The organism is Micromonospora sp. NBC_01739, from assembly GCF_035920385.1.
In the GTDB taxonomy this organism is placed as follows: Bacteria; Actinomycetota; Actinomycetes; order Mycobacteriales; family Micromonosporaceae; genus Micromonospora.
Genome location: NZ_CP109151.1, coordinates 1,335,275 through 1,350,849, shown reverse-complemented (window position 1 = coordinate 1,350,849; position 15,575 = coordinate 1,335,275). Strand labels below are relative to the sequence as shown.

Genomic DNA, 15,575 nt, shown 5'->3' with positions numbered 1-15,575 from the left:
GCGCCGGCAGCCCTCGACTGCGGGGAGCCGGGCTGGTCTCCACCGATCGCGGCCCTGACCAGCGCTTCTTCCCGGACTCCGACCGGGGCCGGGGTCAGCGCGGCGGGTGGTCCCGACGGGACGGGAAGGGGGCGCCGGGGCGGGCCAGGGTCGAGCGGGCGCGCAGGCCCACCGGGTCCGGCGTGTCGACGGCGACCGGTTCGGGGGTGGGGGCCGACCGGCGGGCGTCCAGATAGGCCGCCGCCGCCCGGTCCTCCTCGGTGGGCGCCGCCAGCAGCGCGTAGACCAGCCCCACCACCCCGAAGATCACCAGCAGGACGATGGGGATCAGCAGGCTGCCCACCTCGGCGCCGGCGACCTCCCTGCGCTGCTCGTGCAGGTGCACCGACAGGGCGCTCATCCCGGTGAAGTGCATGCCGCTGACCGCCACCCCCATCACCAGGGCCGAGGCGAAGATGGCGATACCGCGACGAACCGTCATCGCCAGCCACAGGGCGGCCGTGGCGGCGACCACGGCGATCAGCACGGAGAGGCCGACCCGGGTGGGGTCGTACCCCAGGTCCCCGTTCAGCCGCATCGCGGCCATGCCGGTGTAGTGCATCGCCGCCACCCCGGCACCGGTGAACAGGCCACCGGCGAGCACCCGTACCGCCGACAGCCGACCGGTGCCGACGATGGCCAACCCGATGCCGACCGCCACCACCGCTAGCAGGGCGCTGACCACGGTGATCGGCACGTCGTACCGGATCCGGGAGCCGCTGACGGCGAAGCCGAGCATCGCCATGAAGTGCATGGTCCAGATGGCGGTGCCACCCAGGGCCCAGGCCGCCAGGGTCCCCCACCAGATCCGCTGGGCGGTGCTCGACGCGGTCCGGATCCGGCCCGCACAGATCAGCCCGAGGATGGAACCCAGCACCGACAGCGCGTAACTGAGCGCGGGTGTGATCCATCCGTATTCAAAGTGATTCATCTCCGCCACGGCGGCTCCCCCCAGAGCTACACGGCACGCGGGCTACGCGCCGGTAAAATGATCAGGGAACCTCCCACCAGGCACAATAGGAGCGACCAGCCGGCGCGGAACGTTGTGAATCGGTGACATCACGACAGGTCAGCCCCGACTCACGGACCGTCAGGCGGGTGCGTGATAGGCGAGCACTCCCCGGTTGACCACGCCGATCGCCTGCCGGGCGGTGGCCCGAAGTTCGGTCGAGGCGCCACCGGAGTCGGCGATCTGACCGAGCAGATCCACCACCTGACGAGCCCACCGGACGAAGTCACCGGCCGGCATCTCGCCGTCGAGTTCGTGTCCGCTGGCCAGCACCTTGGCCAGCGCCTCCCCCCGGGCCCAGCGGTAGATCGGCCAGGCGAACCCCAGGTCCGGTTCCCGGGTGACCGTCAGCCCCCGGCCGGCCTCGTCGGCCTCGATCTCGCTCCACAGCTTCAAGGTCGAGTCGACCGCCTCGGCCACCGGCCCGCGCGGCAGGGATGCCCGTTCGTCGACGTCACGCCGGGCCTCGAAGACCGCCACGGAGACCGCAGCGGCCAGCTCGGCCGGTGACAGCCCGTCCCAGACCCCCCGCCGCAGACACTCCGCCACCAGCAGGTCCGTCTCCGTCCAGATCCGGCTCAGCATCCGCCCGGCGTCGGTCACCTCGCCCTCGGCGGTGAGGTAGCCCCGGGCGGTGAGCAGGGCGACGATCCGGTCGAAGGTACGCGCCAGCGATCCGGTCCGACCGGCCACCCGCTCCCGCAACTCCTCCGTGTCGCGCTCCAGCCGACGACGACGCTCCGCCCAGCGGGCGTGCTCCTCCCGCTCCGGGCAGGCGTGACAGGGATGCCGTCGCAGCTCGGCACGCAACTGGGTGAGCTGGTGATCCTCGCCCGACTGCCGGCCCCGGGCACCCCGCCGGCTGTGCCGGTCCAGCCCGGTGCCGGTGACCTGCGCCGCCAGGTCCCGGCGTGCGGCCGGGTTACGGGGGTTGAAGTTCTTCGGCACCCGGATGCGGGCCAACACCTCGGCCGGGGTGGTGAAATCGCCCGGGCTGATCCGCCCGGCCCAGCGGTCCTGGGTCAGCACCAGCGGACGCGGCTCGCTGAAGCCACCCGCGGCCGGATCCAGCACCACGGCCAGGCCGGCGCGCCGCCCCGAGGGCACCCGGATCACATCACCGACCCGCAGCCGCTCCAACGCGGCCACCGCCGCCGCCCGGCGCTGGTTCTGCCCCTGCCGGGCGATCGCCCGCTCCCGGTCGGCGATGGCCACCCGCAGCGCGAAGTACTCGTCGAAGTCACCGTGGTGGCACTGCGCCTCCACGCCGTACGCCTCGATGGTCTCGGTGTTGCGCTGCACCTGCCGGGCCAGGCCGACCACCGACCGGTCCGCCTGGAACTGGGCGAAGGAGGACTCCAGCAGCTCCCGGGCCGGTGCCGCGCCGACACTGCCGACCAGGTTGACCGCCATGTTGTACGAGGGCCGGAAGCTGGACCGCAGCGGATAGGTGCGGGTGGAGGCCAGCCCGGCCACGTGCCGGGGGTCGGTCTCCGGGGACCACACCACCACGGCGTGCCCCTCCACATCGATGCCCCGCCGCCCGGCCCGCCCGGTGAGCTGGGTGTACTCCCCCGGGGTCAGGTCGACATGGGCCTCGCCGTTGTACTTGACCAGACGTTCCAGCACCACGCAGCGGGCCGGCATGTTGATCCCCAGGGCCAGGGTCTCGGTGGCGAAGACCGCCTTGACCAGCCCTCGGACGAACAACTCCTCGACGACCTCCTTGAACGCCGGCAGCATCCCGGCGTGGTGGCTGGCCAGCCCGCGCTCCAGGCCGTCGAGCCACTCCCAGTAGCCCAGCACCGACAGGTCCTCACTGGGGATGGCCGTCACCCGGGACTCCACCACCCGGCGGATCTCGGCCCGCTCCTCCGGCGAGGTCAGCCGCAACCCGGCCGCCAGACACTGCTGCACGGCCGCGGCACACCCGGCCCGGCTGAAGATGAACAGGATCGCCGGCAGCAACCCCTCGCGGTCCAGCCGCTCGACGATGTCCGGCCGGGAGGGCCCCCGCCAGCGGGGACCCCGCCGCCCGCCCCAACCGGCGGCACGCCCCTCGCCCAGATCCAGGCGGCGCACGGTCTCCCGGGTGTAGCGCAGCAACTCCGGGTGCACGTCGTGTTTGCGGGCCGCCGCCGCGTCGTGGAACAGGTCGAACATCCGCTTGCCGACCAGCATGTGCTGCCACAACGGCACCGGCCGGTGCTCGCTGACCACCACGGTGGTCTCACCCCGTACGGTGATCAGCCAGTCGGCGAACTCCTCCGCGTTGGACACCGTCGCCGACAGCGACACCAGGGTGACCGAGGCGGGCAGGTGGATGATGACCTCCTCCCACACCCCGCCCCGGAACCGGTCGGCCAGGTAGTGCACCTCGTCCATCACCACGTACGCCAGGCCCTCCAGAGTGGCCGAGCCGGCGTAGAGCATGTTGCGCAGCACCTCGGTGGTCATCACCACCACGGGGGCCTCGCCGTTGATGGCGTTGTCGCCGGTGAGCAGCCCTACCTGCTCGACACCGTAGCGATCGACCAGGTCGTGGTACTTCTGGTTGGACAGGGCCTTGATCGGGGTGGTGTAGAAGCACTTGCGCCGGGTGCCGTCGGTCGGCGCCGGCTGCCCGGGGGTCCCCCGCAGCGCCAGGTGTACGGCGAACTCACCGACCACGGTCTTACCGGCGCCGGTCGGGGCGCACACCAGCACCCCGCTGCCCCGCTCCAGGGCCTGACACGCCTCACGCTGGAAGTCGTCCAGGTCGAACCCGAGGTCGGAGGTGAACTCTTCCAGGGCCGGGAACTGGGAGGCCTGGGCGGCCCGGCGGCGCGCCGCGGCGTACCGCTCGGCGGGGCTCGACATGTCACCAAGATTAGTCCGTACGCCTGACACCGCACCCGGCAAGGCCGACCGGCAGGCGGGTCGGAGGGGGTCGGTAGGGTGCACCACGTGCCGGATCATGCCGAACCGACCCACCCCGTACGCGATGACCAGCCGACCCCCTCCCGCCGTCCGGTGGAGGCGGTACTGCTCGACTTCCACGGCACCCTCGCCCAGGTGGAGGAGCCCCGCGAGTGGGTCCTGACCGCCGCGGCGGCCTGCGGGGTGGCACTCGACCGGGTCCGGGCCACCGCGCTGGCCGACCGACTGCTCACCGCGGGTCGGGCCGGCGGGCCACTGCCGGCCCGGATACCACCACACCTGGCCGAGCTGTGGGCCGACCGTGATCTGTACGAGCACGCCCACCGGGGCGCGTACACCGGGCTGGCCGCCACGGTCGACGCCGGCATCGACGGCCTGGCCGAGGCCCTCTACGAGCGGGTGCTGACCCCCGAGGGCTGGGTGCCGTACCCGGACACCGCCCCCATCCTGACCGCCCTGCGGGCTGCCGGGGTACGGGTGGCCGTGGTCAGCAACATCGGCTTCGATATCCGTCCCCACTTCGCCGCCTGGGGCCTGGCCGACCTGGTCGACGCCTTCGTCCTGTCGTACGAGGTGGGCCGCTGCAAGCCGGACCCGGCGATCTTCTGGCGGGCCTGCGGCATGCTCGGCGTCGACCCGGAACGGGCTCTCATGGTCGGCGACACCCCCGCCGACGCAGGAGCGGTAGCGGCCGGCTGCGCCGCACTGGTCCTCCCCACCGCCGAAGTAGGCCGCCCCAACGGCCTAGGCTCCATCCTCCCCCTCACCCACCCCACCCACCCCTAAACCCCACCCCAGCACGGGTTGATCATGAGGTTAGCGGCACTCAGGAGATCGACATCTGCCGCTAACCTCATGATCAACGGGGGCCACCGGTGGGGTGGGGGGTTAGGGGAGGAGGAGGTGGAGGGCGGTGGGGGTGGCGGTGATGGTTATCGGGAGGGGTAGGCAGCGTTCGCCGTCGGCGTAGGTGGTGATCTCGGCGGCGGCTATCTCCACGGTGCGGGCCCGGTAGGTGCGCGCCAGCGGGTGGTGGACGTGGGTGCCCCGGTAGATCTTCGGCTTCTCGCGGATCAGGGTTCGCCGGGTGTAGCGCCCACCCACGACGACGTCCAGCAGGCCGTCGTTGGGGTCGGCGTCGGGGCAGATCCGCATTCCCCCGCCGTAGGAGGGGCAGTTGCCGACCGCCACCAGCACGGCCTCCGTCTCGTGGGTCACCCCGTCCAGGCGCAGGGTGTAATGGCGCGGGCGTAGTCGGGCCAACTCCACCAGGATCGCCAGGTCGTAGCGGCGGGGGCCGCGTGGCCAGCGCATCCGGTTGGCCCGTTCGTTGACGATCGCGTCGAACCCGGCCGCGAGTACCCCGCCGTACCACCGGTGTGCGCCGTCCGGGCCGGTGATCCGGGCCAGGTCGACCGGGCGGGTTCGTCTCTGGCGCAGGGCGGCCGTGACGGCGTCCGCGGCGGCCAGGGGGTCGGCGGGAAAGCCGGTGGCTTCGGCGAAGTCGTTGCCGGTGCCGGCCGGTACCGCGCCGAAGGGCACCGGGGTGCCGGCCACCGCCTGTAGGGCCAGGTGCATGGTGCCGTCGCCACCGACCGCGACCAGGGCTGCGGCCCCCTCGGCGACCGCCTCGCGGCAGGCGGCCTCGGCCTGGGTACGGGTGCGGGCCTCCAGCACCCGCAGGGGGCGACCGCCGGCCGCCAGGCGGTCCAGCACCTCGGGTAGCAGTCCCCGATGGCGCCCTCGGCCGGCGGTGGGGTTGGTCAGAACGGCGATCGGCCGATCGGCCGGCGGGGGGTGATCGTCTGCCGTCACGGCGTGCACCGTACCCGGCCCGGCCACCCCCGGGCATCCGCCGAAATGCCCTGCCCGGCGGCCCCTCGGGCATCGGCCGTCATGCGCGGTCCGGCCATCGAAGCGACCGGCGGCGGAAGACCCTCGGCGGGGCCATCGGCCCTCACCTGACATTTGTCACGGTCGATTGTGCGGCACGCACTGCACCTCATGACGGAACGCACTGGCTCCGCCATAGGCCGAACGGACAGACTCTTATCAGCCAGCAGGGCACGAGGACGAGCCGATCAGGGGAGGGAGGGATCGCGGTGGACGACCGTTACGACAGCTACTGCGCCGCCGACCGACACTTCTACGACTCCCTCGGCAACGCCGTCGAGCAGCCCACCTTCGCCGCGGCCCGGCGAGCGCTGCCGGAGGGTTGGCGTACCGAGCCGCTGGACGACTGGCTGATCTACGCCCCGGACGGCGACTCGCTGCCCCAGCAGGGCTGGAAGATCCATGTGGCGGCCACCCTGGACAACGCCGAGCGGGTGCTGGACCTGGTCTGGGACTACTGCGTCCCGCGTGGGCTGTCCTTCAAGTTCCTGCGTGGTCCGCGCACTCTGCTGCTGCGCAACTCCAAGTACGCCTCCCGGGCGGCCAGCGGCAAGTTCGTCACCGTCTACCCGCACGACGAGGCGGAGCTGGAACTGGTCTGCAAGGAACTCGACGAGCTGCTCGCCGGGGAGTCCGGCCCGTACATCCTCAGCGACCTGCGCTACGGCACCGGCCCGGTGTTCGTACGCTACGGCGGCTTCGCCGCCCGCTACTGCCACTCGGCGGACGGGCAGGTCGTACCGGCGATCGAGGACGGCACCGGCACCCTGGTGCCGGACCGGCGCGACCCGGTCTTCCACGTACCCGACTGGGTGACCCTGCCGGACTTCCTGGCACCCCACCTGGCCGCCCGCAACGCCACCAGCACGGACGAGGTGCCGTACCGGATCGAGAAGGTCATCCACTTCTCCAACGGCGGCGGCCTCTACGTCGGCCGGGACCTGCGAACCGACACCCAGGTGGTGCTCAAGGAGGCGCGACCGCACGCCGGCCTGGACGCCGACGGCACCGACGCGGTGGCCCGGCTGTCCCGCGAGGCCGAGGCGCTGCGTCGACTCGCCGACCTGCCACAGGTGCCCCGGGTGCACGACGAGTTCACCCTCGGCGAGCACCGGTTCCTGGCGCTGGAGTTCATCGAGGGCCGTGCGTTGAACAAGGTGCTGGTCGACCGGTACCCCCTCATCGACGCCGACGCCACGGACGCCGACCGGGCCGACTACACCCGCTGGGCCCTGGAGGTCCACCGGCAGGTCGAGCAGGTCATCAAGGCCATCCACGAACGCGGCCTGGTCTACGGCGACCTGCACCTGTTCAACGTGATGGTCCGCCCGGACGACCGGATCGCCCTGGTCGACTTCGAGGTGGCCGCGCCGATCGACGGGCACCGCCGGCCCGGCCTGCGCAACCAGGGTTTCGCCGCCCCCCGGGACCGCACCGGTCCCGCGGTCGACAACTACGCCCTGGCCTGCCTGCGGCTGGCGTTGTTCCTGCCGCTGACCCAACTGGTCCGCCTGGCACCGGCCAAGGCCGCACACCTGGCGGAGGTGATCGCCGAGCGGTTCCCGGTGCCCCGAGAACTTCTGGACGCCGCCGTCGCGGAGATCACCGGGGAAAGCCCGGCAGCAGCGGAACCCCGAGTCGACCTCACCGTCGACCTAGGACCCGCCCACCGCGACCGGTTGGCCCGGGCCATCCTGGCCAGCGCCACACCCGGGCGCGAGGATCGACTCTTCCCCGGCGACATCGAGCAGTTCCGCAGCGGTGGGCTCAATCTCGCCCACGGCGCCGCCGGAGTCCTGTACGCCCTGCACGTCAGCGGCGCCGGGCGCTGGCCGGAACACGAACAGTGGCTGGTACGCCAGGCCACCTCACCGGCCTCCGGCACCCGCTGCGGCTTCTACGACGGGCTGCACGGCGTCGCGTACGCCCTGGAGCTGCTGGGCCGCCGGCGGGACGCCCTGGACGTGCTCGACATCTGCCTGCGGCAACCCCTGGACGGGTTGGACCACAGCCTGGCCGGTGGCCTCTCCGGAATCGCGCTCAACCTCGCAGAGTTGGCCGGGCGCACCGGCGAGTCGGCCCTGCGCGAGGCCGCCTGGTCGGTCGCCGAGCGGGTGGTCACCCAACTCGCCGACGAGCCGACCTCGGAGATCAGCGGTGGTCGACACTCGTACGCGGGACTGCTGCGCGGTCGCAGCGGACCGGCCCTGATGCTGGTACGGCTGCACGAGCTGACCGGTGAGCCCGACCTGCTGACCCACGCCGCCACCGCACTGCGGCAGGACCTGCACCGCTGTGTGGTCCGCCCGGACGGCGCCCTGGAGGTCAACGAGGGCTGGCGCACCATGCCCTACCTGGGGCAGGGCAGTGTCGGCATCGGGCTGGTGCTCGACCAGTACCTGCGCCACCGGGCCGACGAGCGGTTCGCCGAGGCCAGCGCCGGGGTACGGCGCGCCGCCCGGTCCCCCTTCTACGCGCAGTCCGGCCTGTTCGCCGGGCGGGCCGGCATCATCGCCTACCTGGCGGCGTACCCGGACGACCCGGCCCTGGCCGCAGAGCTGGCCACGCAGGTCGAACGCCTCGGCTGGCACGCCCTGCCGTACGCGGACGGGACCGCCTTCCCGGGCGAGCAGCTGCTGCGGCTCTCCATGGACCTGGGCACCGGCACCGCGGGGGTCCTGCTGGCCCTGGCCACCGCCCGGGCCGAGGCCCCGGTGACGCTGCCCTTCCTCGCGCCCCTGACGGGCGCCCCAGACACCCTCGCTGATGCGAGGGGATCCGATCAGACCGACCAGCACGGAAGGAGGTGACAAGACATGGCGCTTCTGGACCTCCAGGGCCTGGAGATGGCCCCCGCCGACCGCACCGGCGGCGGCAGCCGGGCGAGCCTGCTGCTCTGCGGCGACAGCTCGCTGTCCGTCACGACCTGCAACTGATAGGTCGCCACGCGAGGCCCTGGGCGGGGCGATGAACCCGCCCAGGGCCGCACGTCTTTCTCGCGGGAGGTGCCGATGCCGACTCGAGACGGCGCCGACCGGCTGTTGCGCCGGGTGGTCCGGGACGGCGGCGGTTGGACCGTCCTGCTCACGGTGGTGGCGCTCGTCGGCGCCGCCGCCGAACTCGCGCTTCCGGCCGCCCTGGGGCTCGCCGTCGACGCCGCCGTCGGGGGTACGGCCTCCTGGTGGCCGGCTGTGGCCTGCGCCCTGGTCGCCGGCCTGCTGGTCACCGACATCCTCGGTGACCTGGCCGCCGGTTACGGCACGGCCAGGGCCACTCTCCTGCTGCGTCGGCGACTGCTGCGCCACCTCTTCGCCTGCGATGTCCGCACGGTCCGCCGGTACCCGGTGGGTGACCTGGTCGGCCGGCTGGTCGGGCAGAGCGCCGACGCCGGGCAGGCCGGCACCGCGGTGGTGTTCGGGGTGGTCGCCCTGGTGCCGCCGGTCGGCAGCGTGGTGGCGCTGATCCTGATCGAGCCGCTGCTGGGGATCACCCTGCTCGGTGGGCTGGTGGTGCTCGCCGTACTCATGCGGGCCTTCGTCAGCGACGCCTCCGCCGCCGTGACCGGCTACCAGCGGGTGTTGGGCGGCATCGCCGGACGGCTGCTGGAGGCCCTCGGCGGGGCCCGCACCATCGCCGCCGCCGCGACCGTGGACCCCGAACGCGACCGGGTGCTGGCCGCCCTGCCGGAGCTACGCCGGTACGGGTCGCTCGGCTGGCGGTTGCTGGCCCAGGCCAGCGCCCGCACCGCCGCGGTGGGTCCGCTGTTGCAGGCGGCCGTCGTAGCCGTCGGCGGGTACGCCCTCACGGTCGGCTGGCTGACCCCCGGACAACTGGTGGCCGCAGTGCAGTACGCCGCCCTGGGCGCCGGGTTGGGTGCGGTGCTGGCCACCCTGCACCGGCTGGTACGCGCCCGTGCGGCGGCCAGCCGGATCGCCGAGCCACTGGCCCGGCCCGCCCGCCGCTACGGCGACGAGGCCCTACCCCCCGGCCGCGGTGAGCTGCGGCTGCGCGGGGTCGAGGTGCACCGCGAGGACGGGCGCCCCCTGCTGCGCGGGGTGGATCTGCTCGTGCCGGCCGGCAGCACCCTCGCGGTCGTCGGGCGTTCCGGAGTCGGCAAGTCGACCCTCGCCGCCGTGGCCGGGCGGCTGCACGACCCGGACGCCGGTGAGGTGCTGCTCGACGGGACACCCCTGCCCCGGTTGAGCCCGGCGGCGCTGCGGCGGGGCATCGGACACGCCTTCGACCGGCCGGTCCTGGTCGGCGAGACCGTCCACGATGCGATCGGTCTGGCCCTGCCCCCGGAGTCGGCCGACCCGCCCGCCGGTGCGAACCCGGCGACCGCGCCCGTGCTGGCGGTGACCCGGGCCGCCCAGGTGGCCGACGTCGTGGCCCGGTTGCCGGACGGGTTCCGCACCCCGCTGTCGGAGGCACCCTTCTCCGGGGGCGAGGCCCAGCGCCTCGGGCTGGCCCGCGCCTTCTGCGCCGAACGGGTACTGGTCCTGGACGACGCCATGTCCAGCCTGGACACCGCCACGGAGCACCGGATCAGCCAGGCGGTGGCCGAGGGAGCCGAGGGTCGTACCCGGCTGGTGGTGACCCACCGTGCGGCGACCGCCGCCGCGGCCGACCTGGTCGCCTGGATCGACGACGGCCGGGTGCGGGCGGTGGGGCCGCACCGACGGCTCTGGGCCGACCCGGACTACCGGGCGATCTTCACCCCGGCCGGGGACCCCCGATGACCGGGGTACGCCGGACCACCTGGGCGGCGTTGCGGGCCCGCCGCCGTCCGCTGGGCCGACTGGCCGCCTGGTCGGTGGGCGAGTCCCTGCCGGCGCTGCTCAGCGGCCTGCTCGTGGCCCGGGCGGTCGACCAGGGCTTCCTGGCCGGTCGGTTCACCACCGGCCTGGCCTGGCTGGCCGGGCTGGCCGCCGCCGTACTGATCGGGGCGGTCGCCACCGGCCGGGTGTACCGCAGTCTCGGTGCCGTGGTCGAGCCCTTCCGTGACGAGTTGGCCACCCGGGTGGTCGACGGTGCCCTGCGCGAGGCCACCCGGGCCGGTGGCCGACCGGACAGCGCCGCTGTGGCCCGGCTGACCCAACAGGTGGAGGTCGTCCGGGACACCTTCGGCGGCCTGCTGCTGGTGGTCCGGGGTTTCCTGTTCACCGCCGGTGCGGCGCTGCTCGGCCTGCTGGCCCTGTCGCCGCCCCTGGCCGCGGCGGTGGCCGCGCCGCTGCTGCTCGGGCTGGCCGTGTTCGCGGCGGCGCTGCCGGCGATGGTCACCCACCAGCGGGCCCAGGTGGCCGCCGGTGAGGAACTGGGCCGCTCGGCCGCCGCCGCCCTGACCGGACATCGCGACGTCCTGGCCTGCGGCGGGCAGGACCGGGTGGTCGCCGCGGTCGACCGGCGAATCGTCACCCAGTCGAACACCGAGCGGACTCTGGCCCGGATGGCGGCCCTGCGCAGCCTCAGCCTAGGGCTGGGCGGTTGGCTGCCCGTGGTGATCCTGCTGCTGGCCGCCCCCTGGCTGGTGCGCCAGGGGCTGAGCACCGGTGCGGTGCTGGGCGCGCTGGTCTACGTCACCACCGGTCTGCAACCGGCCCTGCACGCTCTCGTGCAGGGGGTGGGCGGCGGGGGCCTGCGCTACGCCGTGACCCTGGACCGGATCCTGCGCAGCAGCCCGCCGCCCGACTCCAGTCCTGTCGCCCCACCGCCGGCTCTCGGGCCGGCACCGCGGACCACCGCGGTGCCGCCGGCGGTGCGGGCCTGCGGGCTGACCTTCCGGTACGGCCCGCACGCCAAGCCGGTCCTCGCCGACTTCACCCTGACGGTGGCCCACGGGGAACACCTGGCCGTGGTAGGGCCCAGTGGTGCCGGCAAATCCACCCTGGCCGCCCTGATCGCCGGGCTGGCGCCACCGGAGTCCGGCAGGGTGCACCTGGCCGATACCCCGGTCACCGCCGCCACCCCCCAGGCCCTGGCCCGGCTGCGGGTGCTGGTGCCGCAGGAGGCGTACGTCCGCAGCGGCACCCTCGCCGACAACCTGTTGTACCTGCGGCCGGAGGCGGACGAGGCGACCGTGGCGGCGGCCCTGGAGGCCCTCGGCGCCTGGCCACTGGTCGACCGCCTCGGTGGGTTGGCGGCCGAGGTCGAGCCCGGTGCCCTCTCCGCCGGGGAACGTCAACTCATCGCCGCGGTACGGGCCTATCTGGCCCCGGCCCCGTTGGTCATCCTGGACGAGGCGACCTGTCACCTAGACCCCGGCATGGAGGCCAGGGTCGAACGGGCCTTCGCCGACCGCCCGGGCACCCTCGTGGTGATCGCCCACCGGATCAGTTCGGCGCTGCGCGCCCACCGGGTGCTGGTGTTCGACGGCGACCGGCCACTGGTCGGCAGCCACCAGGAACTGCTGCACCTCTCCCCCACCTACCGGGAACTGGTCGGTCACTGGCAGGACCCCGCCCCGGACACCCGACGGGCCGTGACCTCCACCCGGGCGTGAAGGCCCGGCCCGTCGGTCGGGCGCGGTCGGGCGGCTCGGACTGGGCGGCCCGGCCCGTCGGGGCGGGCTCAGCTGGGCAGCCGGAACAGCACCATGCTCACCCGGGTCAGGTCGCCGTAGGACACCGGTGCCCGCCCGGGGTCAGATCCAGCCGGCCTCGTGGGCGACCCGTACGGCCTCCACCCGGGTGCGGGCGCCGACCTTGCGGGCGATCCGTCCGAGATGGTTGCGCACCGTGCCCGGTGCCAGGCCCAGGGCCCGGGCGACCTCGACGACCGGCGCTCCCGCCGCGGTCAGATCGAGAATCTGGGTCTCCCGTGCCGACAGCGGGCTCTCCCGGGTCAACGCCGCCTGGACCAGGTCCACGTCGATCACCGACTCCCCTCGGGACAGCCGCCGGACCCCCTCCAGCACCCGACGCGGCGCGACGTCGCTGCCGAGTACCCCGAGGGGGCGTCCCGGCACGAGGACCCGGTGCAGGCGGCGGGCCCGACGCTGGTCGACCAGCACCAGCATCGGGCAGCCCGCCGCACCGGCCGACCCGACCAGATCGAGGTCGATGACCGCCACGTCGGGCCGCTGGGCCTGGATCAGCGCGGGAAGGGCCTCACCCCGGTCGAGTTCCGCCACCACGCTGATGTCGGCCTCGGCGGCGAGAACGAGGGAGAGGGCACCCCGGACCAGGGCACCGTCGAGGGCTAGCAGGGTACGGATCACGTCGACCTTCCCGGGAACCGCCAGGCGGATCACGAACCGTCAACATTCAAACACGTACCGACCGGTGCCGCTCGGTGAGCCAAGCCCCCGCTCGGGTCGCTGCCGGCGCTCGCCTCCGCAACCCCGCTGCTGCCGGCCCTCGCCGCAGCGATCCTGTTGTCGGCTAGATCCAACCGTGGCGGCGGGCATGCCACACCGCCTCCATCCGGTTGCGGGCACCCGTCTTGCGCATCACCGCCGACAGATGGTTGCGCACCGTGCCGTGCGCCAGGAAGAGTCGCCGGGCGATGTCCTTGAGCGGCAGCCCTTCGGCGGCCACCCGCAGCACCTCCGCCTCGCGGCGAGTCAGCGGACTGCCCGCTGGCCGCAGGGCCGTCACGGCGACCTCCGCGTCGATCACCCGCTCGCCGGTCGCGACCTCCCGCACCGCCCCGACCAGCGCCTCCACCGGAGCATCCATGCCGATCAGCCCATGTGCCCCGGCATCCAACAACTCCTCCACCACCTCCGGGCTCCACCGGCGGCCCATCGCCAGCACCGCGGCGTCGGGGGCGGCGCCCGCGATCTCGGCGACCACCTTGGCCGGCGGGGAGACCTCCGAAGCCAGGTCCACCAGTACGACGTCGGGTTGGTGCCGCCGCAGTACCTCGGGCAACTCCTCCACCCGGGCGACCTGGGCGATCACCTCGATCTCCTCCTCGCTCGACAATGCCACGCAGAGCGCACTGCGCAGCAGACTCATCTCCTCGGCGACGACGACGTGGATCAATGCTGACTCCCGATCTGTGGACGCGCGCTGCCGCCGTGGGAGTCCCATAGACGGGACTCCCGAGGCGGCAATGGTGGTGGGCCAGATCCTTCGCATGACACGGGCCGCGATCAGGCAGGAGGGCGCGCGCAGTCACGGTGACCGACCGCGCAACGGGCCCACCACGACACAGCCGGCGTACCGACCGTGCCACCCGTGCCCGCTCAGGTCAGGTGGGCCAGCGGCAGGACAACGTACGGCGCACGGGCAACGACCTTCCTGATGGGGTGCGACAACAAATCGTAAAGAAGTCATTACCCAGTTGTTGCACCTGGGAGACCCGGTGACGGATTACCGACTGCATCGCTGACAGGCGACACCCCGTGCGCTAAAGGCAGGGGTGGCGGACAACGCACCGGCGGTCCCTGCGGGCTGCCCCGCTACCGGGGCAGCCCGTCATCAGGTGACGTCGTCGTAGCGCCGTTCGATCGGCTTGGGTGCCACGATCGGCTCCGGCGGCTCGATCGGGCTGACCTGGTCCACCGGCCGTCCCGCCGACACCGGCTCCAGATCCACCTCCAGCGGGGAGGCCTCGTCGTCGTCGATGCCGGCGTAGACCTCCTTGCCGCGGCCCTTGCGCCGGTCGTTGAGGAAGGCCACCCCGACCGCGATGAAATAGAGCAGGCTCAGACAGAGGGCCAGCAGGGTCATGCCGAAGGGGCCCGGGTCGGGGGTGGCCACCGCCGCGAAGGCGAAGCAGATGAAGACCACCGCCCGCCACCAGCTCAGCAGGCGCTTGGCGCTGACCACCCCGGTGAAGTTGAGCATCAGCAGGGTCAGCGGGAACTCGAAGGCCACCCCGAACAGCAGGATCATGGTGGTGACGAAGCTGATGTAGCGGGTCACCTCCAGCTGCGAGTCCGTGCCGGTGACACCGGCCTCCAGCAGGAAGGCCAAACCCTTGTCGACCACGAAGTAGGCCAGCACCGCACCGGCGGCGAACAGCGGAGCCGCGATCGTGACGAAGACGTACGCCCACTTGCGCTCGTGCCGGTGCAGGCCGGGCGCGATGAACGCCCACAGTTGGAACAGCCAGACCGGCGCGCCGAGGATCAGACCGATCCAGAGCGCCAGCTTGAGCTTGAGGATGAAGCCGTCGGCGGGGGCGAGCATCAGGAACTGCTGACACTTACCGTCGACCATCATGCCGGGCAGCCGGCAGTACGGCTGGGCCAGGAGGTCGAACGCCGGCTGGGCCAGCGCGAAGCCGGCGATCAGCCCGACCACGATCGCCAGCGACGCCCGGAACAGTCGGGTACGCAGCTCACGAAAGTGCTCGATCAGGGTCATCGAGCCGTCGGCGGCCCGTTCGAACTTGCTCGGGCCACGCTTACGCAGGGCGAAGGCCACGGTGGTCGAGCCCCTCGCTCAGTTGTCGCGGACGCGCTGCACCGGGTCGACGACCGGCTGCTGCACCGTACCCTGGTACGGCTGCTGCTGCGGAGGCTGCGGCGTGAGCGGCTGGTAGCCGGCCTGCGCGTCGGCCTTGCCGGCCAGGTCGCGGTCGTCATCGTCAGCCAGGCTCTTGGTCTCGGCCTTGATGATGCGCAGCGAACGACCCAGGGAACGCGCCGCGTCCGGAAGCCGCTTCGCGCCGAAGAGCAGGATCATCACGACCACGAGTACGGCGATGTGCCAGGGCCTGAGGGCACCCATGTGAAGCTCCAGTCGCTTGTGTCAAATGGGGGTGG

The 15,575-nt window shown here is 72.9% G+C and carries 12 protein-coding genes; 5 read left to right on the top strand and 7 right to left on the bottom strand.

Annotation, left to right across the window (positions count from 1 at the left end; translation table 11 throughout):
• Positions 1-94 precede the first annotated feature (94 nt).
• Together OIE53_RS06075 and OIE53_RS06070 are read right to left on the bottom strand one after the other, a co-directional pair.
• Positions 95-970, bottom strand: coding sequence for an MHYT domain-containing protein (locus OIE53_RS06075; protein WP_442791379.1), 876 nt, complete (start codon positions 968-970; stop codon positions 95-97).
• Positions 971-1,129: 159 nt separating this feature from the next.
• Positions 1,130-3,907: a DEAD/DEAH box helicase gene (locus OIE53_RS06070; RefSeq protein ID WP_327025575.1), complete on the bottom strand. Its 2,778-nt coding sequence runs from the start codon at positions 3,905-3,907 to the stop codon at positions 1,130-1,132.
• Positions 3,908-3,994: 87 nt separating this feature from the next.
• Between OIE53_RS06070 and OIE53_RS06065 the strand changes: the two genes are divergently transcribed.
• Positions 3,995-4,753 carry an HAD family hydrolase gene (locus OIE53_RS06065; RefSeq protein WP_327025574.1) on the top strand — a complete coding sequence of 253 codons (759 nt, stop codon included), beginning with the start codon at positions 3,995-3,997 and terminating at the stop codon, positions 4,751-4,753.
• A 102-nt stretch (positions 4,754-4,855) separates the two neighbouring features.
• Here the strand turns inward: OIE53_RS06065 and OIE53_RS06060 are convergent, their stop codons facing one another.
• Complete coding sequence (locus OIE53_RS06060; RefSeq protein WP_327027101.1) at positions 4,856-5,791, bottom strand: diacylglycerol kinase family protein; 936 nt, start codon at positions 5,789-5,791, stop codon at positions 4,856-4,858.
• Positions 5,792-6,069: 278 nt separating this feature from the next.
• Here OIE53_RS06060 and lanKC point away from each other — a divergent pair, with 278 nt between their 5' ends.
• From lanKC to OIE53_RS06040, 4 genes are all read left to right on the top strand, one after another.
• On the top strand, positions 6,070-8,670 hold the full coding sequence (gene lanKC / locus OIE53_RS06055) for a class III lanthionine synthetase LanKC (protein ID WP_327025573.1): 2,601 nt from the start codon (positions 6,070-6,072) through the stop codon (positions 8,668-8,670).
• A 6-nt stretch (positions 8,671-8,676) separates the two neighbouring features.
• Complete coding sequence (locus OIE53_RS06050; RefSeq protein ID WP_013734295.1) at positions 8,677-8,796, top strand: SapB/AmfS family lanthipeptide; 120 nt, start codon at positions 8,677-8,679, stop codon at positions 8,794-8,796.
• Positions 8,797-8,871: 75 nt separating this feature from the next.
• Positions 8,872-10,599 (top strand): ABC transporter ATP-binding protein, encoded by a 1,728-nt coding sequence (locus OIE53_RS06045; RefSeq protein ID WP_327025572.1) that lies wholly within the window; start codon positions 8,872-8,874, stop codon positions 10,597-10,599.
• Positions 10,596-12,359, top strand: a complete 1,764-nt coding sequence (locus tag OIE53_RS06040; protein ID WP_327025571.1) for an ABC transporter ATP-binding protein — start codon at positions 10,596-10,598, stop codon at positions 12,357-12,359. Before OIE53_RS06045 ends, OIE53_RS06040 begins: the two co-directional genes overlap by 4 nt.
• A gap of 141 nt (positions 12,360-12,500) precedes the next feature.
• On the opposite strand, the gene OIE53_RS06035 is transcribed toward OIE53_RS06040, so the two are convergent.
• The 4 genes from OIE53_RS06035 to tatA all read right to left on the bottom strand — a co-directional run bounded on the left by OIE53_RS06035 (position 12,501) and on the right by tatA (position 15,540).
• Entirely contained in the window at positions 12,501-13,109 is a 609-nt protein-coding gene (locus OIE53_RS06035; protein ID WP_327025570.1) for a response regulator transcription factor, read from the bottom strand.
• Positions 13,110-13,239: 130 nt separating this feature from the next.
• Entirely contained in the window at positions 13,240-13,845 is a 606-nt protein-coding gene (locus OIE53_RS06030) for a response regulator transcription factor (RefSeq protein ID WP_327025569.1), read from the bottom strand.
• A 438-nt stretch (positions 13,846-14,283) separates the two neighbouring features.
• Positions 14,284-15,234: a twin-arginine translocase subunit TatC gene (gene tatC / locus OIE53_RS06025; protein WP_327025568.1), complete on the bottom strand. Its 951-nt coding sequence runs from the start codon at positions 15,232-15,234 to the stop codon at positions 14,284-14,286.
• Positions 15,235-15,252: 18 nt separating this feature from the next.
• Entirely contained in the window at positions 15,253-15,540 is a 288-nt protein-coding gene (gene tatA / locus OIE53_RS06020) for a Sec-independent protein translocase subunit TatA (protein WP_327025567.1), read from the bottom strand.
• Between the last annotated feature and the right edge of the window lie 35 nt (positions 15,541-15,575).